This is a genomic window from Shewanella alkalitolerans (assembly GCF_019457575.1).
Taxonomy (GTDB): domain Bacteria; phylum Pseudomonadota; class Gammaproteobacteria; order Enterobacterales; family Shewanellaceae; genus Shewanella; species Shewanella loihica.
In genome coordinates, this window is the sequence record NZ_CP080422.1 from 2,115,042 (window position 1) to 2,139,809 (window position 24,768).

A 24,768-nucleotide genomic window follows, 5' to 3' on the forward strand; every position below is an offset into this window, starting at 1 on the left:
GGGAAATCACTTCTTGATAATGGGGTTAACCGGCCCGTTTGGTGAGGGCGCGACAAAATAGACGTAGCGAGAAACCAGCGCCTCCAGACGGGTGAGAATAGGGGCCTTAAACTCAATATCCGCCTGCTCGAGCCGCGCCTTAAGCTTATCTGTATCGAAGGCGGCCAGATATGTATCGGCGAGGGGATAATAGCTCAGGTGCCAGGGCTCTGGGCTGACGCCACTTAGACCCAATTGATAAGGAAAATAGAAGCCGAAATCGGCCGCATTCGCCGTTAACCACAGATGCAGCTGATGACAGGGGCCGCCCGGGTGATATTCGCTGTCGATGAGTTGTAACGATTCACGGCTGATGTTTTTGGCATCAAACAGGTCGAGATCTGTGCCCCAGTGATGGCGCGACATGCCCGGCATTGCCGACCAGAGCAGGATGGCATCTAGCAGCTGATTATCGTCTAAGCGCTGGATATCTATGGGGCGAGAGGCCTTGTCTAGAACAGGCCGTTTGCCACTCGCCTTGGCATTCCAGATCCCTAACTGGCGGTCAAAATCACGGTAGCTAGAGCAGATGGCTATCTCTATGCCGTCATTGGCGGCGGCTGTCTGCATCTTAATGAACTGGGCAGCGCACTCGGGGGCTAATCTGTGCCCCTGACATTCCATCAGGGGCAAGTTACCATCGCCGTAGAGATCGAGGCCGCTTAGGTTTTGCTCGCTAGCGCTAGCAGGGGCTTCGGCGGCCTTACGGCTATTGGCGTCAGGGGTTAGCAAAGCAGTTTTTCCAGGATACGTTCATACACCTTGGCCAGCTGCTCGATATCCTCGACCTTGACGCACTCGTTCACCTTGTGAATGGTGGCGTTAACCGGGCCAAGCTCGATCACCTGTGCACCAGTGGGGGCGATGAAGCGGCCATCCGAGGTGCCGCCCGAGGTCTGGGGATCGGTTTCGGTGCCCGTGATCTCATAGATGGCTTCGCGGGTGGCGTCCAGCAATGGCCCCGCGTCGGTGAGAAACGGCAGGCCGTTGAAGATCCAGCTAATCTCATAGTCCAGCCCATGGGCATCTAAGATGTTGAGCACACGCTGGATCAAGATCTCAGCAGTCACTTCGGTGGAGTAGCGGAAGTTAAACATCACCTCCAGGCTACCCGGGATCACGTTAGAGGCGCCGGTGCCACCATTGATGTTGGCTATCTGGAAGCTGGTGGGCGGGAAAAACTCATTGCCGTTGTCCCACTTCATGCGCGCCAATTCATCCAGGGCGGGAGCCGCCTTGTGGATGGGGTTGTCGGCCAGATGGGGATAGGCGACATGCCCCTGAATGCCCTTGACCGTCAGGTTACCCGTGAGGCTGCCGCGACGGCCATTCTTGACGATATCCCCCAGCTTATGGGTAGAGGAGGGCTCGCCAACCAGAGACCAGGTGATCTTCTCGTTGCGGGCCTCCAGGGTGTCGATCACCCTCGTAGTGCCATTGATAAAGGGACCTTCCTCGTCGCTGGTGATCAGAAAGGCGATGGAGCCATTGTGATCCGGGTGTTTGTCGACGAAACGCTCGGTAGCGACCACCATGGCGGCCAGCGAGCCCTTCATGTCGGCGGCGCCGCGTCCGTGAAGGTAGCCGTCGATCACCACGGGCTCGAAGGGGGGCGTGTGCCAGCGATTAAGATCGCCCACAGGCACCACATCCGTATGGCCGGCAAAGCAAAATAGCGGGCCCTTATCGCCGCGGCGCGCCCACATATTGGTGGTGTCTTCGAACACCATAGGCTCGATATTAAATCCCTTGGCCGCGAGGCGTTTGGCCATCAGCGGCTGACAACCTTCGTCTAGCGGGGTGACCGAGGCTCTGGCAATCAGATCCTGTGCCAGCGTGAGGACATCCTGGCTCATCGGTTGAAGATCTCCTCATACTGGGCCGGCTTGAAACCGACGCTGAGCTCTCCCTGATGTTCCAGCACCGGACGCTTGATCAGGGTCGGATAGGTGAGCATGAGGGCAACGGCTTTGGCTTGGTCTATGTCGGCCTTCTCGGCGTCGCTCAGGTTACGGAAACTGGTGCTGCGTTTGTTGAACAGGCTCTCCCAGCCAATCTGTTCGACCCAGGTGTTAAGCTGCGCTTCTGTGAGACCGTCGACGCGAAAGTCGTGAAAGGTGACGGTTTGTTGGTTGGCATCGAGCCATTTGAGGGCTTTCTTAACAGTGTCGCAATTCTTAATACCGTATAGGGTCAAAATCTGATTCTCCGTATGGGGTAACGTCCGACCAGAAACGTTGAGATGTCTTATTCGTGTCAGTCACTTCGGTCAGCTTTGCTGGCAAGTGCAGTGACTTGCTGGTCTTTTTTTGGTTATTGTGGCACCGAGTCGTCTCTGCCTCAAGGGGTAAGCTGGGCGCAAGTGTCTGTTTGAAAAAAAATCACCCAGGTTAAGGCGAGAAGCCGCTGCCCGGTGCTTACGCACCGGGGGAAAACGAGAGTTATATCAGTCAGAAAGAGATTTGCTAATTACCGGGATAGGGATTAAAGCTGAACCGAGAAGATCACATCTTTACCGGCTTCGATACTGCCGTGACGCTTGTCGAGTCCCTGAATATCTTCCATGTTCGCCAGCACCACAGGGGTGAGCAGGCTCTCGACATGGGCCTTGAGGTAGTCGAGATCGAACTCGAGTATGGGATCGCCAGCCTTAACCTGCTGACCCTCTTCGGCCAGACGGGTAAAGCCGTTGCCCCTGAGTTCTACCGTGCCGACACCGAAATGCACGAACAGCTCGAGCCCCTGGGGTGACTCAATACTGAAGGCGTGGTTGGTTTCGAAAATCTTACCTATGGTGCCATCTACCGGCGCCACTATCTGCTTGCCCTTAGGTGCGATGGCGATGCCGTCGCCGACTATCTTCTCGGCAAACACCACATCTGGCACTTTTTCGATAGCCACTATCTCGCCCGACACTGGCGCGTACACGTCGATGCCGCCCGTGATGGGTGGCTGACCAGAAATTAAACGTCTTATGCGGCTCAAAAATCCCATTAAATTGCCCCTGTGTTAGCACGCTGTAGTGTCGTGATAAATTATGCCTAGCATACTCAAAAATTATCAAGAGTGACAGTGTGTTAATAATTGATTTAACGCATCGATGCGCGAAATTTGCAAGGCCTTGTGCGCAAGTTCGACACAATCTGGGTAAGACCAACGACTGAGGGCCTGTTTTACCTCGAGCAGTGAGGCCAGGTTGACGCTAAACTCCTCTAGCCCAAGGCCGATCAGGAGCGCCGTGGCGCTGGGGTTACTGGCCAGCTCGCCACACATGGAGACTCGCACCTTGGCGGCCTTGGCTTGTTCGATAATTTGGGCGATCAGGCGGATGATCACTGGCGAGAGCACCGGATATTGGTCGATCAGCAGCGGATTGGCGCGGTCGGCGGCCATAGTATATTGGGTGAGATCGTTGGTGCCTATGCTGACAAAATCCAGCAGCGGGAGCATGGAGGCGAGGTTAAACACCGCCGCCGGGGTTTCCACCACTATACCAAGCTCGAGTTCACCAAAGCCTTTTTCGGCCTCCACAAGCTCCTGTTTGCACTGCTCCAGCAGGGCAAGTACCGCTTCGAGCTCCTCCACCTGATTGACCATAGGAAACATAAGGCGGATAGGGCCGTGGTTGGCGGCCCTGAGGATCGCCCTGAGCTGAGCGCTAAACAGCTTGGGATGGGCGAGTGTGTACCTGATGCCTCTGAGGCCCAGTGCCGGATTCTCCTCGCTGTCCATGGCGAGGGCGGGCACCTCCTTGTCGGCGCCCAGATCCATGCTGCGAATGGTCAGCGGTTTGCCGTCGAGCAGCTGCAGGGCGTCGCAGTAGAGCTGATACTGGCGGTTCTCGTCCGGCAGCTCGTGGTTGTTCATAAACAGAAATTCGGTGCGAAACAGGCCAACCCCCTCGGCGCCCACATCGGCCAGGTGATTGATCTCGCTGATACAGCCGACATTTGCCAGCAGGGGAATGGAGCGGCCATCTTTTGTCTGAGTGACGGTGCCTTTTAAGGCCAGTAGCGCCGACTTGCGCTCTTCTGCCTGCTGTTTCTGGGCGTTGAGATCGCTTATCTGCGTCTCGTCGGGCTCTACATAGAGCTCGCCATTGATGGCATCCACCGCCAACGTCATGCCATCTGTCACCTCTAATGTCTGCCAGGGGCAGCTCATCAGAGTGGGAATGCCCGCGCTGCGGGCCAGGATCGCGGTATGGCTGGTGACGCCGCCGGTCTGTAGTACCAAGGCGCTGACGCGCTCAAGTGGCAGGGTGGCGAACTCGGCCGGGGTAATATCTTTGGCCAGGACGATGGCATTTTCCGGCAGGCGGCTGAGGTTGTCGCAGTGTCCGGTAAGCAGGGTGCGGATCAGGCGCTGTCCCAGACTCAGCACATCTTCGGCGCGCCTTGCGAGATAGGGGGAATCGGCCTCTTGCATCGCCTGGGCCTGTTTGGCGAAGCTGTGCTCCACCGCAAGGGCCGCGGAAAACTGGCGCTTGCCTATGGTGTCGCTAAGTTCGGCCAGCAACTCCTCATCCTCTAACAGCAGGAGATCGGCTTCGATCAGCTGGTAGTTGTCCGATTCTGGATCTAGCTTGGCGGCGCAGGCCTGGCTTTGTTTGATGAGGGTCTTGAGGGCGCGATTGAGTCTTTGCTGCTCGCGGGCGAGCTGGGAGGGAGGCAATAGATGATAGTCGAGTTTGCTTTCATAGGTACGTAGCACCTTGGCCTGCCCGAAGGCGATGCCCGCCGATACCGCTATGCCTCTCATCGTCATCCTGACTCCTGTTAACTTAAGGTGATGAGCAGTTCGGCAACGGTATCAACCGCCGGCTTTGCCTGCTCGCCATCGGCGCTGACCTTGACCTCGACGCCCTTGTAAAGGCCCAGGGTCTGCAGCTTAAACAGGCTCTTGGCGCTGGCCTGTTTACCCTGACATTCCACTATGATGTCACAATCATAGGCCTTAGCAGCCTTAACGAGCAGGGCGGCTGGCCGGGTATGAATGCCGTGCTCGGCCATGATGGTGACTGTTTTTTGGTACATAAACTCGCTCTTTGGAAATGACGCGCGGCGCTTAGGCCTGGTAATGAATGATTTGATAGTTGGTCTTCTTCAGCGCCTGTATCGCCTGTTGCAACTTGTCCTTCTTTACCAGAATGTAATCGGTATCGAAGGTGGAGATGGCAAAGATGCTGATCTTGGCTTCTGCCAAGGTGCCTGAGACGCTGGCGAGGATCCCCGTCATGGAGAACCCCAGCGGACCGACTACCTCGAGGCAGCGCCAGTCGCTCTCCTCTTCGAGGCTGTCGAGTTGCAGCTCGGCGGGAACCACCACTGAGAGTTCATCTTTGGTCTTGCCGATGAAAAACATGGGCTGACGAAACACCTCGGGCACTAACTCACTGTCTGGGCTGAAGCTGTGAATACTGTATAGCTGAGGATGTACCGCTAACGTCATTCGAGCCATGGTTATGTGATCCCATCGATGCTGAAAAATGTGATGTCGTTAAGCTTATCACAGATTTAACGCCCGCTGTCGAGCTTTGAGCCGGGATTTTTAGTGCCTGTGTTCAAGGGCGGACGATAAACTACTTTTCGCCTTTGCGGCAAAATAAAAGGGAGCCATCAGGCTCCCTTCTTTATCTCTAGTCTGGCTCCCTTCTTTATCTCTAGTCTGGCTCCCTTCTTTATCTCTAGTCTGGCTCATGCTGTCCAATTAAGAGATTAGTTTTATACCTTGAACTGACCCAAGATCTTGGCGCTGGTCTGGCTTATTTGACGCAGAGACTCTGCCGCCATGCGATTGCTCTCGTTGGCTTTGACCGATACCTCAGACAGCTCTGTGATGCTGCAGATGTTGCGGTTGATCTCTTCGGTCACCAGGGATTGCTCCTCGGTGGCGCTGGCCAGCTGGGTGTTCATGTCGCTGATATGGGCGATCAGCTCTAGGATGGTGTTAAGTGAGTCACCCACGGCCTGGGCTTGCTGCTGCAGCTCGACCGATTGAGTCTGCGTATCGCTGTTGCTGTGCATCACGTTGGCGACGCCATTTTGAATGTCTGTGATGATCTTCTGGATCTCGTTGGTGGAGTCCTGGGTGCGATTGGCCAGGGCGCGCACCTCGTCGGCCACCACGGCAAAACCGCGGCCATGGGCGCCGGCGCGGGCGGCCTCGATGGCGGCGTTAAGCGCCAGCAGGTTGGTCTGATCGGCGATGCCGCGGATCACATCCAAGATGCTACCGATCTGCTCGGAAGACACCCCAAGGTGCTGGGTGATGCTCTCGGCATTCTTCAGCTCCTGAACCAGCTTATGGGTATTCTCGACCGTGCCGTCCATCTGCTGCTTACTGTCCTGAGCCTGCTGCTTGACGCTATTGGCGGCATCGGCTGCCTGCTGGGTGCTGCTGGCCATCTCATGGGTGGTGGAGAGCATCTGATTGATGGCGGTGGCAACGCTACTGGTCTCTTGATGCAGGTGATCGACACTGGCGTTTGATTCGGCAACGGCATTAAATAAACGGTCGGCGTCCTGGTTGAGGTCTTGCCCCACCGGCTGGAGATCGGCGACCATCTTGTTGATCTTACCGACGAAGTTGTTGAAGGCGATGGCGAGGGCCACCACTTCATCTTTGCCTTGTGTTGGCAGGCGTTTGGTCAGATCGCCTTCACCTTCGGCAATATCTTTCATCGCATCGATCGCCTGATTCAAAGGCGAGCTGATGGAGTGATTGAGGATCAGGAAGAAGGCAAAGATAGGCACAGAGATCAGCAACATGATCCCCAGGTAGTTGTACATCACGCTGATGGTGGTGTCGTTGACATCACTCATGTAAGAGGTAGTCACCAGTGTCCACTGCCAGGCGGGGAAGGTGCGGGCTTCCATCAAGGCTTCTTCCTGCTCGCCTGTGATGGGGTTTCTCATCTCCATGCTGGCCTTGGCGATGCCGGAGGCCATGGCCTTGTCCAGCATTTTATCTAAGGCGTTGCCGCCCATCTGGCTGCTGAGCTTAGATGCCTTGATGCCGAGCTGGTCGGGCGATGCGCCATTGGCCAGCAGGGTATGATTTGCATCGAACAGCAGGAAATAACCACTCTCGCCATATTGGATCTGATTGACCAGATTCGCCGCCTCGCGCTGGGCCTCTTCTGGCGTCAGGATATTTTGCTGGCTCTGGCGATAGTGGGTGTCGATCATACTCAAGAGAGTGGATAGCTGCGCATCATTTTGCAGCCATTTCTGCTTAATCAGGTTGTTGCGCTGCTCGTTGATCGAAAAGCTGGCGAAGACAAAGGTGCCTATGGCGGCAAGCACCAGCATTAAGATGAGGCGCTGTAGAATGGTGAACCTTCTGAGGATCGCAAGCATGTTATGTCCTATCAATAGCCCGGTTAAATGTTGCTAATATACAGGCTAACGAAAGGGTTGAGAATGCGGTGACAACGAATAGTCAATCGATTGACTGTTTATTGTTAATTAATTGAACTGGCTCACGTTGACTCTGGATCTTTTTGGCATTTTTACGCAATCGAACAATGTGTGTTACCTCCTTTGTGAGGCAGTTAACGGTGTTTTTTAACGGCACTTGATAGGGAAATGGTAGGGAGGCACCGGCCAAGATGTCACTATTTTACCAACTGTGAAACTGGTCGTTATTTCGCCGCTGAATGAGAATTAACTAATCCCCTGTTTTGATTTTGATTTTTATCGTAATAGCGCGCAGAATGGAGTATGACTCTTTTTTGACATGTGATGAGACTATGACCTCGCAAGTGATCAGCTCCGACGATATTTTGCTAAAACTCTGCCATTCGGTGTGCCGCGTGCTAACCAGTACCACGGGCAGTCAGGTGAGCCATGCCGCCATGGTGCAGAGCATCACCAAGACCTGCCTCAAGCCGGATCTCGGCTGCTTCTCCATCTTCGACGGTGGATTCTCAGGCCTTGTGGTGATCAACTTTTCGGCCCCGGCGGCGGTGGAGATCTATCAAGCCTACATGAAGCAGATGGGGATGCCTGAGTCTGAGCTGGCCTTCTCCCATACCTCGGATGAGGTGGGGGATGTGATGGGCGAGTTGATGAACCAGATCCTGGGCGATTTTATCGTCAAGGTAAACAAGGAGCTGCAGACCTCGATCAATCAGAGTCAGCCTAAGATGCTGACCATTAACAAAGAACTGACCATCTCCATCGACACCAACTTGGATGAGGCGGTGGCGCGCCGCGTCGCCTTCAAGACCGCCAGAAACCATATCTTCTATCTGGAATACGCCATGGATAAGACTGAATTCATCAAGCTGGCTGATTTCGAGCATGAGGAAGACGATCCCGACGCCTTGCTGGCCCAGCACGGTCAAGGAAGCCAGGCGGCAGACCCTTCCTGGTCGGCGGCAGTTAATAGTGCCGTTGTGGTCGACGATTCAGATGATCTGATGAAGGAGCTTGGGATATAATCGAGCTTCTTAAGGGGCGGGCGATTGCTCGCCCTGTTTGTGTATAACAAGGTCGCCCATAATTATGACAACGAAAGCTACCTCTATCGATATCGCTTACCGCGCCGGGGTGTCACAATCCACGGTATCGCGGGCATTGCGAAACAGTCCGCTCGTCAATGAAGAGACGCGCTTGAGAGTACAGGCCATTGCCAAGGAACTTAATTACAAGGTCGACAAGAACGCCAGCAACCTGCGCACCCAAAGCAGTCTGACCCTGGCGCTGTTATTGTGTGAAGATCCCACCAACGACGATTCGCTGATCAATCCATTTTTCCTCTCCATGTTAGGCTCTATCACCCGGGCAACGGCGCAGCAGGGCTATGATCTCCTGGTCTCCTTTCAGCAGCTTAGCAGCGATTGGCACGCCGACTACGAAGACAGCAATAAGGCCGATGGCATTATTCTGCTGGGTTACGGCGATTACATGGATTACGAGGAGAAGCTCAATAAGCTGGCGGCGCAGAATACTCACCTAGTAATTTGGGGACCGGCGCAGCATAAGTCCTCCGTGCTCTCCATTGGCTGTGATAACCGTCAAGGGGGCGTGTTGGCCACCGAGCATCTGCTGGCCAAGGGGCGGCGCAATATCGCCTTCATCGGCGATGCCTCAAGCCATAGCCCTGAGTTTCAGGCGCGCTACTTGGGTCATCAACAGGCGCTCAAGGCGGCAGGTGTGCCGCTACAGAAAAACCTGCAGGTGGATGCCATCAGCACGGAGAGTTCAGGCTTCGAGGCGGCCAATCAACTACTGGCGCAGAAACGTTCCTTCGACGCCATCTTCGCCGCCAGCGATCTCATCGCCATCGGCGCCATGCGGGCGTTGAAAGAGCAGGGGCTAAGGGTGCCTGAGGATGTGTCTGTCGTGGGTTATGATGACATTCCTGTGGCAAGCTTCGCCAATCCGCCGCTGACCACCATCAAGCAAAATACTAAGCTCGCTGGCGAGATCTTGGTAGAGAGTCTGCTGAAACAGATCAAGGGCCAGGAGGTGAGCAATCAGTTGATCCCCACCAGCCTGATTGAGCGCGAGTCCTGCGGCGAAAAGCGTTAGCCTAAATAGCTCCGCATAAATTTCTCTAGCAGATGCTTAGGTTGACGCTGCAGCTTAAGCATCAATTCAAAACTGGGTGCAGGGCAGGCCCATCTCTGTGATACCGCATCGCTCAGCGCCAGCCACAAGGCGCCGGTGACCTCGGCGTCGTTCAGCGCGCGGTGAAACACGCCATCGTTGGCGATACCTAAATAATTCACTAAGGTGCCTAGCTGATGGTTAGGCGCCGCCTGAAACAGGCGTCTTGCCAGCAGCAGCGAACAGGCGAAGGGCTGGGATTGAGCCAGGCCGATGCGCGAAAATTCTGCCGCTAAAAACTTCTGATCGAAACTGGCGTTATGAGCCACCAGATGACAGCCCTGGATGAAGTCTGCAAAGTCAGCCATGACGGTCTCGCAACTTGGTGCATCACTGAGCATCGCATTGGTGATCCCTGTGTAATCGGCGATGAAACTACTGACGGCAAAGCCGGGATTCATCAATTGCTGAAATCTATCGACCACTACACCTTGCTGCAATTTAACCGCCCCTATCTCGATGGCGCGATCGCCCTGTAAGGGGGAGAGGCCTGTGGTTTCAAAATCCAATACCACTATGGCATCTTGGGACATAAGGGCTCCTGTAAGGGAAAAGACACAAAAGAAAAAACCCTAACAACATACATTGTTAGGGTTTTTAGTAAAGAAACTTCAGTTAAGGAGTAAGATTACTTCTTAGCTTCTCTTTCTTTAACTTCAGCGATAACTTTTTCAGATACGCTGTTAGGACATGGTGAGTAGTGTGAGAACTCCATAGAGAACTGACCACGACCAGAGGTCATTGTACGTAGAGAACCGATGTAACCGAACATTTCTGAAAGCGGTACGTCAGCCTTGATACGAACACCAGTCACACCAGCTTGCTGATCTTTGATCATGCCGCGACGACGGTTAAGGTCACCAATTACGTCACCTACGTTGTCTTCTGGGCTGAATACGTCAACTTTCATGATAGGCTCAAGTAGTTGCGCGCCAGCTTTTGGCATAGATTGACGGAATGCGCCTTTAGCAGCGATTTCGAACGCGATAGCTGATGAGTCAACTGCGTGGAAAGCACCGTCAGTCAGTTCTAGTTCAACGTCTAGTACTGGGAAGCCAGCAACGGTACCAGTCTGCATCATGCTCTCGAAACCTTTCTCAACAGCAGGCCAGTATTCTTTAGGTACGTTACCACCAACAACAGAAGACTTGAATGTGAAGCCAGTGTTTGCTTCACCTGGACGGATAACATAGTCGATCTTACCGAACTGACCAGAACCACCAGATTGCTTCTTGTGAGTGTAGCTATCAGCAACTTCTTGAGTGATAGTTTCACGGTATGCCACTTGTGGCTCACCTACGATCAGCTCAACGCCGTAAGTACGCTTCAGGATGTCTACCTTAATGTCTAGGTGAAGTTCACCCATACCCTTAAGGATGGTTTCGCCTGAATCTTCGTCAGTTTCAACGCGGAATGATGGATCTTCTGCGATCATCTTACCGATAGCGATACCCATCTTCTCGCTGCCGCCCTTGTCTTTAGGGGCTACTGCGATAGAGATTACTGGCTCTGGGAACACCATGGCTTCCAGAGTACATGGGTGCTTAACATCACACAGAGTGTGACCAGTCTGAACGTTCTTCATACCCACGATAGCGATGATGTCACCAGCTTGTGCGGTTTCAAGTTCGTTACGCTCGTCAGCCTGCATTTCACACATACGACCGATACGCTCAGTCTTACCTGTTGCAGAGTTCAGGATGGTGTCACCCTTGTTGATACGACCTGAGTAGATACGTACGAAGGTCAGGGCACCGAAACGGTCATCCATGATCTTGAACGCAAGAGCTTTCAGAGGTGCATCAGCGTCAACGATAGCGTGTTCGCCAGTCTCGTTACCTTCTTCGTCAGTCAGAGGCTGTGGATCAACTTCTTGTGGCGCAGGTAGGTAATCAACTACCGCGTCTAGTAGAAGCTGCATACCTTTGTTCTTGAAAGCAGAACCACAGTATGTTGGGAAGAAGTGCATGGTACGAGTACCTTCACGGATACAACGCTTGATGTCTTCCATAGCTGGCTCTTCGCCTTCCATGTAAGCTTCCATCAGATCGTCGTCCATCTCAACGGCAGACTCGATCAGTTGCTCACGGTATTCTTCAACCATGTCAACCATGTCAGCAGGTACATCTTCGATGCTGTAGTTTTCAGCTTGTCCAGATTCGTCCCAAACCCATGCTTTACGGGTTAGTAGATCGACAACACCCTTGAACTCATCTTCGATACCGATAGGCAGTACCATTACGAGTGGGTTAGCCGCAAGAACGTCTTTAGTTTGCTTAACAACGCGTAAGAAGTCGGCACCCATACGGTCCAGCTTGTTTACGAAGATGATACGCGCAACTTCAGATTCGTTTGCATAACGCCAGTTGGTTTCTGATTGTGGCTCAACACCACCAGAACCACAGAATACACCGATACCACCGTCTAGTACTTTTAGAGAACGATAAACTTCAACTGTGAAGTCAACGTGGCCAGGGGTGTCGATGACGTTGAAACGGTGATCGTTCCAGAAGCAACTTACAGCAGCAGACTGAATGGTAATACCACGCTCAGCTTCCTGTTCCATGAAGTCGGTTGTAGATTCACCATCATGAACTTCACCGATCTTATGAATCTTACCGGTTAGCTTTAGGATACGCTCTGTTGTGGTGGTCTTACCCGCATCAACGTGAGCGAAGATACCAATGTTTCTGTACTTTGATAAATCAGTCATTTTTCTACTCTATTGGAGTTACGTTCTAAAATTCGGGGGGAAGTATATCAATACTTTTCAAATTTTTTTATTCATTTTTATCAATTTTGCTGAAATATCATCTTTATCGGGAGAAATTACCCACTCTAGCTTCCTCTATATAGTGGGCAAACCTATAGCCGGTGCGGATTTCGCTCATAAAAAGAACATGATGTTATAACCCGAAATTTCGTTATATCTTTTTATATGGGGATGTGGTGGGGGATCACAGCGAGGTTACAGCCTTTATGGAAGAGGGGGATTATAGGGGGAACTCGGGCGAAAAAGATTAACGTTGAAAAGCGCCTTTGTAAGCGGGCTCTTTGGACTTGGATCGGCCAGATTAAATTATGCTGGGTTAGGGCATAGAAGCGTGCAGTTAGGACACCTTAGGCGGATGCCTGCGACTCCGTATCTAGATACATCACGATATGATAAAGAAAAGCCAGTCACTTGGACTGGCTTTGGGAATAGCTTCGGCTTAATTGTGTAGGCTGAGTCTTAGTGTCTGCCTATTTGTTAATTGTTAAGTGCCTTGGCCACATCCTCGTAGTGGTCCCACACCTTAGCCTCTGTGATGGAACGTACCATCTTCACATATTCGGCGTGAGTCCAGGCAAGCGGGGTGGCCGAGTTAGTGCCTTGGCCAAGCTGATAGTTGAAACGGGTCTTATCGCCGACACCATCCCAAACCTGCTCGGGTAGCATCAGTCCCTCGTTGGCGAAAACCTCCATTCCCTTGACATAGGTCTGTACCAGCTGCGTCTTGCTTGCATCATCGAGCGTGCCATCGGCGATCGCCTTGGCCAGCTCGAAGTGGGCGCGCTCGCCGGTGAAGAATGGCCATACTCTGCCGCGTTGCCCCGGAGTGTTGCTGCCGTTCTCGGCATAGTTAGCGCCTGTGGCGGTGTCTTCGCCATAGCCGTCGTTGCCGTAGCGTCTGAAGCCAGGGAACGTGCTGCCATCTTTGGCGGTAAATTCATACCTGACCCTGAGATTATCCTCGAGCGCCGTGTTATCGATAAGCTTGAGGGTGTCGTTGATGGTCTTGTCGTTGGCGCTCTTCACGCCGTAACGCACCAACTCCAGGAAGCCGCCGTCTAACACCTCACGTTGATCTAAGCCTGTGCGGCCATTGTTGTCGGCAAGCTTATCTGCACTGTTCGGCGTACCATTGGGCGCAAGGCGCAGATAGTAAGGCGCCTTTGTGCCATCCTCTGCGCTTAGCAGCCCTTGCTGGGTCACGACCAAGGAGTCGAGCTTTTCGGCCATTGATTTGGCACTGGCGAGATATTTCTCGCTTGAGTTTAAATCGCCTGCTTGCTTGGCGATATCGCTGGCGGTAATAAGCCCAGCTATCACCGCCGCTGCGGTAGAAGGTGAGTAGCCTTGCTGCTCTTCCCAGCGTTCTTGCTGCGTCTTAAGGGGTGTGATCTGAGTGTGGTTCCAGTCGAGGTTGACCTCGCCGCCGCTTATCAGAAAATCGGCCGCCGGCTTCAACATGGTCTGATACCAGCTGGCTATTTCATCGTCGCTCAGTACGCCAGCCTGCCAGAGTTTCCAACCGAGCATGATAGGCATGGCGGTCTGATCCAGCTGCACGCCGACCCATTCTATCTGACCATCCACGTGGGTCTTCTGCAGGAACCAGCCGGGCACGCCGCTATAGCCGGGAGTCGCTGCCGTGACCTGAACCTTCTTTAGATACTCGAAGGCCACCTTAGGGGTTTGGGTATCACCCATGGCCAGAAACGCCATGGCGCATTGATAGAAGTCCCTTGGCCAGACTGCCTTGTAGCCGGTCGAGCCGGTGACGGCCGAGACACTGTCACCCCAGGGATTAGAGAGTGAGGCGATAAGGGCGCCTGCATGGGTCTTATCTTCCTGGGCCTTGAGCACCATGGCGCTGGTATAGAGGAGCTTACCTCCATCGGTGGTATTGGCCGTCATGGCATTTAGACTTGAGAGCGACTGCAGATAGTCCTGCCAGCCGATGGCATCACCTTCACCGTTATAGGCGGCGAGCACCTTGTCATAACCATCTTTAAGGGTGTCTTTGGCATTTTGCTCGCTGCTGGCCTTATCTGCGCCGAAGCCAAATACCAAGGTAGTGCTAAGACTTGGATGGTTAGCATCGCCAACTTCCAGAGTAGGCAGCGCCGCCGTCATGGCGACATTACCTAGGCTTTGCTTATCAGCGCTGGTGCTGGCGTAATGCCAGTTCAGCTCGCCGTTGGCCTTAAGATCGGTCAGGCCATCAGACTCGCCGACAAAGCCCACGCTACTTGCTGTAAAGGGAATGTCACCGCGCACGGTCAGCACGCTGGAATCTTTATCGCCCGTGTAGGCGTAGAGGCTGTTGCCATCTTGGCTCACGCTGGCGATATCGTTGGCGCCGCTGTTGTCGATATGGGGATTGACGTAGAGATAGGGGGTGATCCCCGGCTCGAAAGCGGTAAAGAACACCTGCATCACCAGGCTGTCGCGATCGGGATCGGTAAAGAAGTGCTTCTCTATCTGATACTTGCCCTCGATATCTTTGTTTATCACCTTATAGGCGAGGGACAATGGTCGCCCAGCTTCATCCTTATGCAGGTAATCTATGCTGGTGACGGTATTGTCTTTCTCGGTATCGACGAAGCCGTTGCCACTGATGATGAACTGCGCCTCTTTGAGCTGGGCGTTATGGATAAGCCCATACATGGTCTCGGTGAGGATCCCCTGCGCAATAGAGAACCATACCCGGCTAACGGGATTGGCCTGGCTGCTCAGGTATTGATCGGCGCCTTGCGCATTGGTCACATAGGGCTCGAATGAGGTGCCAATCCCTGTCTTGCCGGAAAAGGCCCAGGTGGGTGAGGCGCCGGGCGCGCCCGGTGCAACTGAAATTGTCTCAGATACGCTGGCGCTTGGTGCTGGCGCGGCGTCGATATCACTCTTGGCGCCGCCACAGGCGCTAAGCAGGGCGCCCAGGGAGAGGGCGATCAGTGAGCGCGTAAAAGGTACTGGCTTAGACGTCATATTAAGGGTCTCGTTTATTATGTTTATATTTTGGTTAAGTCAGTTAAGTCGTGTAAGTCTGTGTGTTTGTTAGGGCTCAAGCATCAAGCCTTACGCGTTAGCGCTCGGCTTTGCTCGCTTCGCTGCTGACAAACAGCACGCTAATTCCAGCCAGGATCATGAAGCTGCCACCCAGAATGAGGGCGAAGATCGGCTTGCCATCGAAGAAGGCATTGAGCAGTACGCCAAGCACGCTGGCGGCCAGCAGCTGAGGGATCACTATGAAGAAGTTAAAGATCCCCATGTAGACCCCCATCTTGGCGGCGGGCAGTGCGTTGGACAGCAGGGCATAGGGGATAGAGAGGATAGAGGCCCAGGCGATACCTACACCTATCATGGGCAGCCATAACAGGTTTGGATCTTGAATAAAGTAGAAGCTAATCAAACCAATGCCGCCGCAGCAGAGGTTGATCAGGTGGGTGATCTTGAGGCCAACCGCCATGGCGAGCAGCGGGATGAAGATGGCGGCCACGGCGGCAAAGCCGTTGTAAGAGGCGAACAGCATGCCCACCCAATCGGCACCATCGTTATAGGCTTTAGACAGCACATCCTGGGTGCCATAGTGATGATCTGTCACCGCGGCCGTGGTGTAGATCCACATAGAGAAGAGGGCGAACCAGGAGAAGAACTGCACCACAGCCAGCTGGCGCATCGCCTTTGGCATATGAAACAGGGCATCGACCACGCTAAACACCATGCCTTGCTGGTGGCGCTTTTCGCCCTTGATATGCTTCAGGGTGTTAGCACAGAACCACTGCAGCGGGCCGAAGGCGAAGATCCCAAGGGCATGCAGATAGAGCTGCTTGTCGAGAGACTGCAAGAAGATGACGGCGGTTAAGATGGCGCCCACCAGGCTCCAGAGCATGGCGCCTTTCTGATAAGCCTGCCAGCTGCGATCGTGGTGCAGGGCTACCTGCTCGCCAGTTTCCTGTTCGAAGCGGGCCAACTCCTCGGGTGAGTACTCTTTGGTGGTAAACACTGTCCAGCTGACGGCTAACAGCAGCACGGCGCCGCCGAAATAGAAGGCGTAGCGTACCGAATCGGCGATCTCACCCTCGGGCGCCGTGTTAGCCACGTCGAAGTAGTTGGTCAGCAGGTAAGGCAGGGCCGAGGCCACCACGGCGCCGACGCCGATGAAGAAACTCTGCATGGCATAGCCTAGAGGGCGCTGCTTGCTGGGCAGGTTGTCGCCCACGAAGGCGCGAAACGGCTCCATGGCGATGTTGATGGAGGCGTCCATGATCCACAGCATGCCCGCAGCGACCCAGAGCACGGGCGAGTGGGGCATGAAGAAGATGGCTAGTGTGGTAAAGATGGCGCCTATCAGAAAGTAGGGGCGGCGACGGCCCAGGCGGCCCCAGGTGTTGTCACTCATATAGCCGATGATCGGCTGCACCAGCAGGCCGGTGAGCGGCGCGGCGATCCAGAGAATGGGGATGTCATCAATCGCCGCACCGAGCGTCTGAAAGATTCGGCTGACGTTGGCATTTTGCAGCGCGAAGCCAAACTGGATCCCCAGGAAACCGAAACACATGTTGAAGATCTGCCAGAAGCTGAGTGCAGGTTTAACCTTAGGGGTGCCTTGGGCGGATAGGGTGTTTTGTGACATCCGATGCTTCTCTTTATTATTCATTATTGATCTGCACAGCGCTAAAGGGCGTGCAATCTGTATTTTATGGAAGTCGGTCGAGTGAAAAAAGAGGCGAATACACGCTTCCCTCAAACGGGTATTCGCCAAAAGCTAGGGTTCTACTTCTCTAGGCTTATTCACTAGGCTTAAGCCTTGATGAGTAGATAGAGACTCTAGCGCTCACCTCTCATGCCTTCAGTGCCTGATGGGGTGAGCGTCGACCTGGCCAATTTCATAGGAAGTTACACATGAAATTAAACACCAAGGCATGTTAACCCTGAGCCGAAACAGGCGACAACCGATTACATACGTATTCATCATCAGGCATTAACCTTTGTGCAGCCTGTTGTTAACCTGGTTGTGCCTAAGTTTAAATTTGGATAGTCATTTAAAAACAGTCGGTTAAATAGGATGTGGCAAGCCATCCGCTAAACATAGGTTGGGGTTTGTAACAATGGGCAACAAGGGCTAACTCGTATCGATAATGACGCCAAAAGCAGGAAAGAAGCGGCATTGTGAAAGGCTAGTTAGGCTAGGTATTCTAACCAAAATTTGATGCTCATTAAGGTGAAACTCAATTTTGCGGTGAAAATTTTTGCTTTAGGTCTAAGTATAGGTCTAGGTCTAGGCATAGGTTTTGTTGATTTGGTTGAACTGATGTGCGCCCCAAAAAAAATGCCCGTATTGCCTAATTAAGTTTGAGTTTGTTTAACTGAGGTCAATTTGTATGGGATAAAAAAACAGGCCGCGATCGCGACCTGAATTTGGTTTTGTCTATATTTGAATCAAAATTTTAGATGCATCATTTCGAGACTTTTTCAAATTCAGCTTACAAATTCATTAGTGCGATTTCGCCGCGTTTGACTCTGCATCGCTTGCCGGGTGGAAGAAGGCACCTGCCGCGCCGGGGAACACCACAGGGCTGGTGTTACCGTTAAAGCTCACGGCGGCGACACCGTACAGGTAGTTGTCGATCACCATGTTGCTCAGGGTGAAACTGTTTACCTTGCCCACATAACGGCTATGGCTCCATTCTGCCTCTGTGGTCTTGCGCCAATAGATACGATAACCGGCGACTTCGGCGGTGGCATCCGCCTGCCAGCTGAGCTGGGTATCGGCCGAGACCTGTCCCGAGATGCTCACCTGTGTTGGCGGCGATGGTGCCCAGGCCATAGACGCCAGGCTGATGGCGTTGAGGGCGGTAAGCTTGGCGGCGAAGGCTTCATCTACCCCCTCAATCACGTCGCCATAGGCAATACCGTTCTCCGTGCGAATGTCCTGATGCTGACGGTTGTAGTTCTCGTTGGTTTCCATCACGCGCACCGCGGGAAAGCCTGCCTTATTGAAGGGCAGGTGATGGCCGCCGCGACCGAAGCGATCGAGTCGATAGATGAGCTGCACATCCAGGTTAGTCATATACTGATCGGCCAGCTGCTTGATATGCCGGGCAAGGTTACGCGAGGCGGAGTCGTTCTCGCTGCCACTGAAGTAACGCTCCTTGGCTTCTGCCTCGGTTTCTGCGATACGCACGCCCTCGGAGAACACCCGCACCGTGTGGTTGCTCACCACACCATTGATCCCTTCGATGTTGCCTATCATGTCGTTGTTGAGTACCGCCTCGACCTGCCAGCCTTGCTTCTTGGCAAAGTCGGCCAGTCCGGCGCCACCATAAAGACCTTGCTCTTCGCCAGATAGCGCCGCGTAGACTATGGTGCCACCAAACTGATACTGGCTGAGGACGCGAGCGGCCTCTAAGGCGCCTGCGACCCCCGAGGCGTTGTCGTTGGCGCCGGGTGAGAAGGAGGTGGCGTCCATTACGTCGCTGACCCGAGAGTCGATATCGCCGCTCATCATCACCACGCGGTTAGGATCTAAGGTACCACGTTGAATGGCGATGATATTCACCACACGTGTTGGCTCGGGAATGCGTTTGCCTGAAACCGTGTCGCCCACCTCTATCACCTCAAGGCAGTGATCGCAGGCGGCGGAGATACGTTCAAACTCGGCCTTGATCCAGTTTCTGGCCGCGCCTATGCCGCGATCTTTATCCGTCTGACTCGATAGGGTATGGCGGGTGCCAAAATTCACTAAGGTTTGTATATCTTGCAGTATGCGTGCTGGCTGCGGCGCACCGGCAATCTCATACAGGCGCAGATCTTCCTGGGAGGGTGCCGTGTAAGGACTCTGGCCCAGTGCGTTTTGGCTTAATGCATTTTGGCTTAATACATTTTGGCTTAGTGCAGAGTGGCTGCTTCCCGCATGATGCAGTGGTGTGGCCGGAGGGGCTGCATGGGCAGTGCCAGCACAGATGGCCGTAAATACTAGGGTCTTCCCGATAGATGCCTTGATTGTCATGTTCTGTTCTTCATTCTTGTTATTTTTCGATGCTTTCTATGGACTCAACTTGTTTTGCGTTGAACTGGTTATGCGCTCAGCTAGGCGAGCTGGAAAGCGATCAACGTTGGCTCGCTCAGCGTGGGCTAGGAGTGCACAAACCACCTTAGCAGAATAACTCCCAAGCTAGGATGAGGGATCGCGGCTTTAGTCGTAGAAATGTGGGGGGAATCGCCGGAAAAAGGTAAACAAATGTTGCAGATGATAGGCCTTGGCCCGATATGGCAGACAACGCAGGAGAGGGCGAAGGGCATTGCCTGAATAAGAAGAGGATGCAAGCCTGCCTGAGCAGACTTGCATCCTCTAATGTGGTTTAAGCGCTAGATCGCTAGGCTACAACTGAGCCCTAGAGCGCCTTGAAGCGAATGGCGACGCCGCCACTGCTGGCAAGTTTTAACGTCAGCTGCTGCTTGCTATTCACCTTTTGGCTCTCAATCACATAGTCATAGGGATTGGTGCGCCAATCGGCCTTGTCGCCGTCTCGGTAGATCTGCGCCTCATAACTCAGGGCGGGGTCGAGGAAATCTAGCTTGATCGCGATCTCACGTGCGTCATCGTCGGTGATCGCGCCAAGATACCAATCTTTGCCCTGACTCTTGCCACCACGCTCCTGGCGGGCAAAGGCTACATATTCACCTACCTCACCGGCCAGAGCGATACTCTGGGCCCAGTCGGTGGGCACATCCTGAATAAACTTAAAGGCATCGGGATACTGCTTGTAGTTGCGGGGCAGATCGGCGGCCATCTGGATCGGGCTGTAGAGCACCACATAGAGGGCCAACTGCTTGGTCAGCGTGGTCTGCACTCGGTTAACCGCGTCCAGGCCTTTAGGTGCAAGGTCGAAGATCCCCGGGGTGAAGTCCATGGGGCCGGCCAACATGCGGGTGTAGGCCAGGGTGGTGGTGTGCGACGGATTGTTTGGCGGCGTGCCCCAGGCGTTAAATTCCTGACCGCGGGCGCCTTCGCGGCTTATCCAGTTTGGATAGGTGCGGCGCAGGCCGGTATCTTTTATCGGTTCATGGGTATTGATGCTGATGTGGCGCTTGGCCGCCTCGGTGACGCTATGCAGGTATTCGTTGACCATAAACTGGCCATCATGCCATTCGTGGCGCACTATGCCTTGCTCGTCGACCCGCTTGATATCACCGCCATCGGCTACATAGCCGGTCTTCACCTGAGTGACGCCATATTTCTGATAGAGATCATAGGCATCGCTCATCTGCTTGCGGTAGTTGGTGACCGAGCCAGAGGTCTCGTGATGACCTATCAGGCGAACGCCCTTGCTGGCACCATAGGCGGAGATCTCAGGGAGATCGAAGTCTGGGTAGGCCTGGGTGAAGCTGAATACGTCTCCGTTGTGGAACCAGCTGCCATCCCAACCTATGTTCCAGCCTTCTACCAATACGCCGGCGAAGCCGTTCTCGGCGGCAAAATCCATGTAACGTTTGGTCTCGGAGGTGGTGGCGCCGTGTTTGTCGCCTGAGCCCCAAGTATTCTCGTTGAGGTGCATGCCCCACCAGATACCCACATATTTGCCGGGCTCGACCCAATCCACATCCCCAAGCTTATTTGGCTCGTTGAGATTGAGGATCAGATCTGAGTTCAGCAGGCCGGTGGCCTTGTCGGCGATCTGTATGGTGCGCCAGGGTGTGCTAAAGCCCGCCTGGGTCTTGACGCGAGTGCCATCCGACCAAGGGGTGAGATCGGCGCGCAGGGTGCCGTCTCTGCGCTGATCCAGCGTCATGGCAGCGTAGTCCACCAGCGCCGCCTCGTGGATGCTCATGTGCACCCCATCGCCCAGTGTGAAGGTGAAGGGGGTATGAACCCTATCGACCTGTTTGAGCGGTGTCTTCTTATACAGGTACTCGTAGCGGTTCCAGCCACGTGCCGGGATCCACCAGGCGGTGACGTCCTCGGGTTGTGGCAGGGTGAATTCGGTGAGCTCCGAAGTGATGTTTAGCTTATCTAAATCACCTTGCTTCGGCATCTGGTAGCGAAAGCCTAGGCCATCATCGAACACCTTGAACTGGACGACAAAGCGGTATTGACCATTACTCAGGGTGGCTGTCAGGCCATTGTGTTTATCGACAACCCATTCACGTTCGCCCCAAGGCTGTTGCCAGCGCTCATCGGCCTGGCTGCGCTTGACCTCTTGAATGCTAAAGTCAGTACCAAACTCCCCAAGAGACTCAAACACCATTCCAAGCTTGGAGGGTTCGATCACCTTCTTACCATGAAAGCTGACGCTGTAGCGGGGCGTTTGATCATCATCGCTCAGGCTGACCACGATCTGCTTGTCAGGCGAGGTCAGAGAGATTGTCTTGGCCAGGCTAGTGCTTGGTAGCATCATGCCGGTCGCCGCTATGGCGAGGGTGAGTGCCGATAGGGTGGTCGTGGGACGAAACGGCGATCTGGGCTCGGATCTGGGCTGGGATCTGGAGTGGGGGCTCGCTTGGTGGCTTGTTAAGTGAGTCGAGGTGCAAGACATTCCGTGTACCTTTTTATTGTCGTTTTTAGGGTTAGGGTTATTGCTTGTCATGGCTGCAGGCAAGATTTCTTGCTATCAGTGATAGCCATGAGTGATAGCCATGAGTGATAGCCATGAGTGATAGCCATGAGTGATAGCCATGAGTGATAGCCATGAGTGTTAGTCATGTTAGAAGGGAAGGCGCGAGGGGAGCAATGCGCTGCATACGTATTCACCTGCCAGGCTGTTAGTTCGCGGCAATCTCCGCTATAAGCCAGCAAGTGACTGCGGGGATGATCCCTCAATGAGGGCGGCCTCAGTCACTTATTATTCAGTGCTCGGTTTGCAGGGCATAAGTGTGTGAAAAGGTTGGGCAGTCAGTACTTGCAAAAACAATAGCAAAAGATAAATTCAGCGCTTTGCCACATTTAGTTACGGAATTTAAGGGGTTAGCGCAGAGATTTATGCTGATCTGACGTCGCAAGTTGTGGCAGCATAGGGCCCGATTACAATTGTGCAGTCGATTTATCGCAGCAGCTTTTTCATCGTCTTTTATTGCAGCTATTTTTCGTTGTCACTTACAGCCGGATCAGGAAAGCCATGTATCAAGGAAGTTGTCTATGCGGTGGCATTAAAGTCGCCATCAGCGGACCCATAAGTCATATCATTCATTGCCACTGTTCCCTGTGTCGTAAATCGAGCGGCACGGCATTCGCCACCAATGGTTTCGTCGAACTGGTGGACTTCAATCTATCGGATAAGGCCGATTTCCTCACAAGTTTTGAGTTTTCTCCTGGAAAGCGACGCTATTTCTGCCGTCACTGTGCGTCGCCTATCTACAGCGCCAACGACCAGGATAGTAAGCGCATTCGCCTCCGACTAGGCATATTGGACTCGCCGATCAACGAGCGCCCCATGTCTCATAACTTTGTCACCTCCAAGGCGAACTGGGAGGAGATGGATGCCAAGTTACCATGGTATGAGGGCCACGAGCCCGGCAGGTAGTTTCTCAGGAGCCAGTTACTAGGTATTAGCTACTAGGTATTAGTTATTAGTTATTAGTTGATAGCAGTTAGCAAAGCACCGAGATCGCTCAGAACATGAAGCTCGAATCGATTCATTAAGGATGGGTCATGAATAGCATAAACTTCAAGGCGTTACTGGGCACAGAACTGCCTATTATTCAGGCGCCAATGGCTGGGGTACAAGACAGCAAACTCGCCATCGCCGTGGCTAATGCCGGTGGGCTTGGGTCAATCCCCTGCGGCATGTTGAGCTCGGCGCAGATAGTCGATGAAATTAAACGTTTTCGGGCGGCAACCAGCGCGCCACTGAACCTTAATTTCTTCTGCCATGAGTTGCCGCCGTTCGACAATCGAGCCCAAGCGCGCTGGCATGAGCTATTAGCGCCATATTTTGATGAACTTGAGATAGCGGCCGATCTCGGCCAAGGCGGCGCGAGTCGTATGCCTTTTAATCATGAGATCGCTGATGCCATAGAAGCCTTTAAGCCAGAGGTGATTAGCTTTCATTTCGGCCTGCCACAAGAGGATCTGCTTAAGCGGGTGAGATCTTGGGGTGCAAAGGTGATCTCAAGTGCCACCACAGTTGCCGAGGCCGAGTATCTGGCGGCGCGAGGCGTGGATGGCATTATGGTTCAGGGCGTCGAGGCGGGTGGTCATCGCGGCATGTTTCTCAGTGATGATGTGAGCACTCAGGTGGAATTGGAACCCCTGCTGACTGAGATCGCCTCGCGAGTCGATGCGCCGTTGATCGCCGCTGGCGGCATAGGCGATGGGCACGGGGTAAAAGCCGCCTTGGCAATGGGCGCCAGCGCCGTGCAGGTGGGCAGCGCCTATCTCTTGTGTGATGAGGCCAATACCTCAAGTTTACATAGAGCGGCCATCGAGCGTGCGGCTACTATTCAAGGGAGTACGGTTAGGGCTGAAGGCTGTACTGCGCTCACTAATCTCTTCTCGGGAAGACCGGCAAGGGGCCTGGTTAACCGCGCCATGTCAGAGCTTGGGGCAATAAACGACTCGGCCCCAGCCTTTCCCTATGCGACTAACCTTATGGCGCAGCTACGCAAGGCGAGTGAGACCCGCGGCATGAGTGATTTCTCGCCCCTCTGGTGTGGGCAAAATGTCGGCAGCTGCAAAAAGATCTCCGCAGGCGAGATGACCCTGGCGCTAATGCAGCAAGTCACGCAACTAGAGTAATTACGGCAACAAATTAAAAATAATAACGAATAGAGCAGATGCAGATGAAAGGTGATCCCGTGATTGAGAAACCTGAGATTGAGAAACCAGAGACAGATAAACCAGAGGCAGAAAAACAGGCGCTTGAATCTAAGCTAGGTATCACAGTCAGCCAACTTGAGGGTGAAAATAGCGAACTGGTCGATGCCTTGGTCGATGGTGTGCGCCAGTACAACTTCGACAAGATGGGCAAGGAGACGTCTGAGCCGCTGACTGTATCGGCCCACGACAAAACCGGTAAGCTGATTGGCGGCGTCTATGGCCGCACCATCTATAAAAACTTCCTCATCCATGTGGTCTGGGTGGATGAAACGGCCCGCGGCACAGGGCTTGGACGCGACCTGATGCTAGAGGCGGAGCGCGTGGCAATTAGCCGCGGTTGCCAGCAGGCTCAGGTGGATACCTTAGATTTTCAGGCGCCGGATTTTTACCAAAAACTTGGCTTTAGCGTCGCAGGCATTATCCCTGCGTTTGATGGCAGTCCAGCCCGCTATTTTCTGTTTAAGCGCTATTGTGATAGTGTGACTCGCTAAGCGATTCGCTGAGACGAATCTTTAATTAATCCATTGTTC

20 protein-coding genes are annotated in these 24,768 nt (G+C 53.7%); 6 read left to right on the forward strand and 14 right to left on the reverse strand.

What is annotated here, in order from left to right:
* Nucleotides 1-6: 6 nt before the first annotated feature.
* From K0J45_RS09495 to K0J45_RS09530, 8 genes are all read right to left on the reverse strand, one after another.
* Complete coding sequence (locus K0J45_RS09495) at nucleotides 7-771, reverse strand: M15 family metallopeptidase (RefSeq protein WP_220045089.1); 765 nt, start codon at nucleotides 769-771, stop codon at nucleotides 7-9.
* Entirely contained in the window at nucleotides 765-1,895 is a 1,131-nt protein-coding gene (gene dapE, locus K0J45_RS09500; protein ID WP_220045090.1) for a succinyl-diaminopimelate desuccinylase, read from the reverse strand. Before dapE ends, K0J45_RS09495 begins: the two co-directional genes overlap by 7 nt.
* A complete protein-coding gene (locus K0J45_RS09505) occupies nucleotides 1,892-2,236 on the reverse strand; it encodes an ArsC family reductase (protein ID WP_220045091.1) in 345 nt (114 codons plus the stop codon). The genes dapE and K0J45_RS09505 overlap by 4 nt, the downstream gene beginning before the upstream one ends.
* Nucleotides 2,237-2,523: 287 nt before the next feature.
* Nucleotides 2,524-3,033: a PTS glucose transporter subunit IIA gene (crr, locus tag K0J45_RS09510; protein ID WP_011865662.1), complete on the reverse strand. Its 510-nt coding sequence runs from the start codon at nucleotides 3,031-3,033 to the stop codon at nucleotides 2,524-2,526.
* 66 nt (nucleotides 3,034-3,099) lie between these two features.
* Nucleotides 3,100-4,806: a phosphoenolpyruvate--protein phosphotransferase gene (ptsP, locus tag K0J45_RS09515; RefSeq protein ID WP_220045092.1), complete on the reverse strand. Its 1,707-nt coding sequence runs from the start codon at nucleotides 4,804-4,806 to the stop codon at nucleotides 3,100-3,102.
* Nucleotides 4,807-4,817: 11 nt separating this feature from the next.
* Entirely contained in the window at nucleotides 4,818-5,075 is a 258-nt protein-coding gene (locus tag K0J45_RS09520) for an HPr family phosphocarrier protein (protein ID WP_011865664.1), read from the reverse strand.
* A gap of 31 nt (nucleotides 5,076-5,106) precedes the next feature.
* The gene (locus K0J45_RS09525) at nucleotides 5,107-5,499 is read right to left on the reverse strand and encodes an ACT domain-containing protein (protein ID WP_011865665.1); all 393 of its coding nucleotides are present in this window, start codon (nucleotides 5,497-5,499) and stop codon (nucleotides 5,107-5,109) included.
* Nucleotides 5,500-5,762: 263 nt separating this feature from the next.
* On the reverse strand, nucleotides 5,763-7,400 hold the full coding sequence (locus K0J45_RS09530) for a methyl-accepting chemotaxis protein (protein WP_220045093.1): 1,638 nt from the start codon (nucleotides 7,398-7,400) through the stop codon (nucleotides 5,763-5,765).
* Between the two features lie 392 nt (nucleotides 7,401-7,792).
* Here K0J45_RS09530 and K0J45_RS09535 point away from each other — a divergent pair, with 392 nt between their 5' ends.
* Nucleotides 7,793-8,485, forward strand: coding sequence for a DUF3334 family protein (locus tag K0J45_RS09535; RefSeq protein WP_011865667.1), 693 nt, complete (start codon nucleotides 7,793-7,795; stop codon nucleotides 8,483-8,485).
* A gap of 64 nt (nucleotides 8,486-8,549) precedes the next feature.
* Nucleotides 8,550-9,578, forward strand: a complete 1,029-nt coding sequence (locus K0J45_RS09540) for a LacI family DNA-binding transcriptional regulator (RefSeq protein WP_011865668.1) — start codon at nucleotides 8,550-8,552, stop codon at nucleotides 9,576-9,578.
* Here K0J45_RS09540 and K0J45_RS09545 read toward each other — a convergent pair.
* From K0J45_RS09545 to K0J45_RS09570, 6 genes are all read right to left on the reverse strand, one after another.
* Nucleotides 9,575-10,189, reverse strand: coding sequence for a 3'-5' exonuclease (locus K0J45_RS09545; RefSeq protein ID WP_220045094.1), 615 nt, complete (start codon nucleotides 10,187-10,189; stop codon nucleotides 9,575-9,577). The genes K0J45_RS09540 and K0J45_RS09545 overlap by 4 nt on opposite strands.
* Before the next feature lie 95 nt (nucleotides 10,190-10,284).
* Nucleotides 10,285-12,369: an elongation factor G gene (gene fusA, locus K0J45_RS09550; protein ID WP_011865670.1), complete on the reverse strand. Its 2,085-nt coding sequence runs from the start codon at nucleotides 12,367-12,369 to the stop codon at nucleotides 10,285-10,287.
* Between the two features lie 537 nt (nucleotides 12,370-12,906).
* Nucleotides 12,907-15,408: a glucan 1,4-alpha-glucosidase gene (locus K0J45_RS09555; RefSeq protein WP_220045095.1), complete on the reverse strand. Its 2,502-nt coding sequence runs from the start codon at nucleotides 15,406-15,408 to the stop codon at nucleotides 12,907-12,909.
* Between the two features lie 97 nt (nucleotides 15,409-15,505).
* The gene (locus K0J45_RS09560; protein WP_258406805.1) at nucleotides 15,506-17,056 is read right to left on the reverse strand and encodes an MFS transporter; all 1,551 of its coding nucleotides are present in this window, start codon (nucleotides 17,054-17,056) and stop codon (nucleotides 15,506-15,508) included.
* 861 nt (nucleotides 17,057-17,917) lie between these two features.
* Entirely contained in the window at nucleotides 17,918-19,432 is a 1,515-nt protein-coding gene (locus tag K0J45_RS09565; RefSeq protein ID WP_220045097.1) for a M28 family metallopeptidase, read from the reverse strand.
* A gap of 385 nt (nucleotides 19,433-19,817) precedes the next feature.
* Nucleotides 19,818-21,821, reverse strand: coding sequence for a glycoside hydrolase family 97 protein (locus K0J45_RS09570; protein ID WP_258406806.1), 2,004 nt, complete (start codon nucleotides 21,819-21,821; stop codon nucleotides 19,818-19,820).
* Here K0J45_RS09570 and K0J45_RS19770 point away from each other — a divergent pair.
* From K0J45_RS19770 to K0J45_RS09585, 4 genes are all read left to right on the forward strand, one after another.
* Nucleotides 21,820-21,942 (forward strand): hypothetical protein, encoded by a 123-nt coding sequence (locus K0J45_RS19770; RefSeq protein ID WP_258406807.1) that lies wholly within the window; start codon nucleotides 21,820-21,822, stop codon nucleotides 21,940-21,942. The two genes, K0J45_RS09570 and K0J45_RS19770, sit on opposite strands and share 2 nt — an antisense overlap.
* A gap of 596 nt (nucleotides 21,943-22,538) precedes the next feature.
* Entirely contained in the window at nucleotides 22,539-22,943 is a 405-nt protein-coding gene (locus K0J45_RS09575) for a GFA family protein (RefSeq protein ID WP_011865675.1), read from the forward strand.
* 128 nt (nucleotides 22,944-23,071) lie between these two features.
* Nucleotides 23,072-24,157 (forward strand): NAD(P)H-dependent flavin oxidoreductase, encoded by a 1,086-nt coding sequence (locus K0J45_RS09580; protein ID WP_220045099.1) that lies wholly within the window; start codon nucleotides 23,072-23,074, stop codon nucleotides 24,155-24,157.
* A 140-nt stretch (nucleotides 24,158-24,297) separates the two neighbouring features.
* The gene (locus K0J45_RS09585) at nucleotides 24,298-24,729 is read left to right on the forward strand and encodes a GNAT family N-acetyltransferase (RefSeq protein ID WP_258406641.1); all 432 of its coding nucleotides are present in this window, start codon (nucleotides 24,298-24,300) and stop codon (nucleotides 24,727-24,729) included.
* Nucleotides 24,730-24,768: the final 39 nt, after the last annotated feature.

Coding starts and splice junctions, on each gene's coding strand:
- K0J45_RS09580 (WP_220045099.1), top strand. CDS start 23,072: ATGAATAGCATAAACTTCAAGGCGTTACTGGGCACAGAACTGCCTATT.
- K0J45_RS19770 (WP_258406807.1), top strand. CDS start 21,820: ATGCCGGTCGCCGCTATGGCGAGGGTGAGTGCCGATAGGGTGGTCGTG.
- K0J45_RS09575 (WP_011865675.1), top strand. CDS start 22,539: ATGTATCAAGGAAGTTGTCTATGCGGTGGCATTAAAGTCGCCATCAGC.
- ptsP (WP_220045092.1), bottom strand. CDS start 4,806: ATGACGATGAGAGGCATAGCGGTATCGGCGGGCATCGCCTTCGGGCAG.
- fusA (WP_011865670.1), bottom strand. CDS start 12,369: ATGACTGATTTATCAAAGTACAGAAACATTGGTATCTTCGCTCACGTT.
- K0J45_RS09545 (WP_220045094.1), bottom strand. CDS start 10,189: ATGTCCCAAGATGCCATAGTGGTATTGGATTTTGAAACCACAGGCCTC.
- K0J45_RS09520 (WP_011865664.1), bottom strand. CDS start 5,075: ATGTACCAAAAAACAGTCACCATCATGGCCGAGCACGGCATTCATACC.
- K0J45_RS09570 (WP_258406806.1), bottom strand. CDS start 21,821: ATGATGCTACCAAGCACTAGCCTGGCCAAGACAATCTCTCTGACCTCG.
- K0J45_RS09565 (WP_220045097.1), bottom strand. CDS start 19,432: ATGACAATCAAGGCATCTATCGGGAAGACCCTAGTATTTACGGCCATC.
- crr (WP_011865662.1), bottom strand. CDS start 3,033: ATGGGATTTTTGAGCCGCATAAGACGTTTAATTTCTGGTCAGCCACCC.
- K0J45_RS09555 (WP_220045095.1), bottom strand. CDS start 15,408: ATGACGTCTAAGCCAGTACCTTTTACGCGCTCACTGATCGCCCTCTCC.
- dapE (WP_220045090.1), bottom strand. CDS start 1,895: ATGAGCCAGGATGTCCTCACGCTGGCACAGGATCTGATTGCCAGAGCC.
- K0J45_RS09530 (WP_220045093.1), bottom strand. CDS start 7,400: ATGCTTGCGATCCTCAGAAGGTTCACCATTCTACAGCGCCTCATCTTA.
- K0J45_RS09525 (WP_011865665.1), bottom strand. CDS start 5,499: ATGGCTCGAATGACGTTAGCGGTACATCCTCAGCTATACAGTATTCAC.
- K0J45_RS09560 (WP_258406805.1), bottom strand. CDS start 17,056: ATGTCACAAAACACCCTATCCGCCCAAGGCACCCCTAAGGTTAAACCT.
- K0J45_RS09535 (WP_011865667.1), top strand. CDS start 7,793: ATGACCTCGCAAGTGATCAGCTCCGACGATATTTTGCTAAAACTCTGC.
- K0J45_RS09540 (WP_011865668.1), top strand. CDS start 8,550: ATGACAACGAAAGCTACCTCTATCGATATCGCTTACCGCGCCGGGGTG.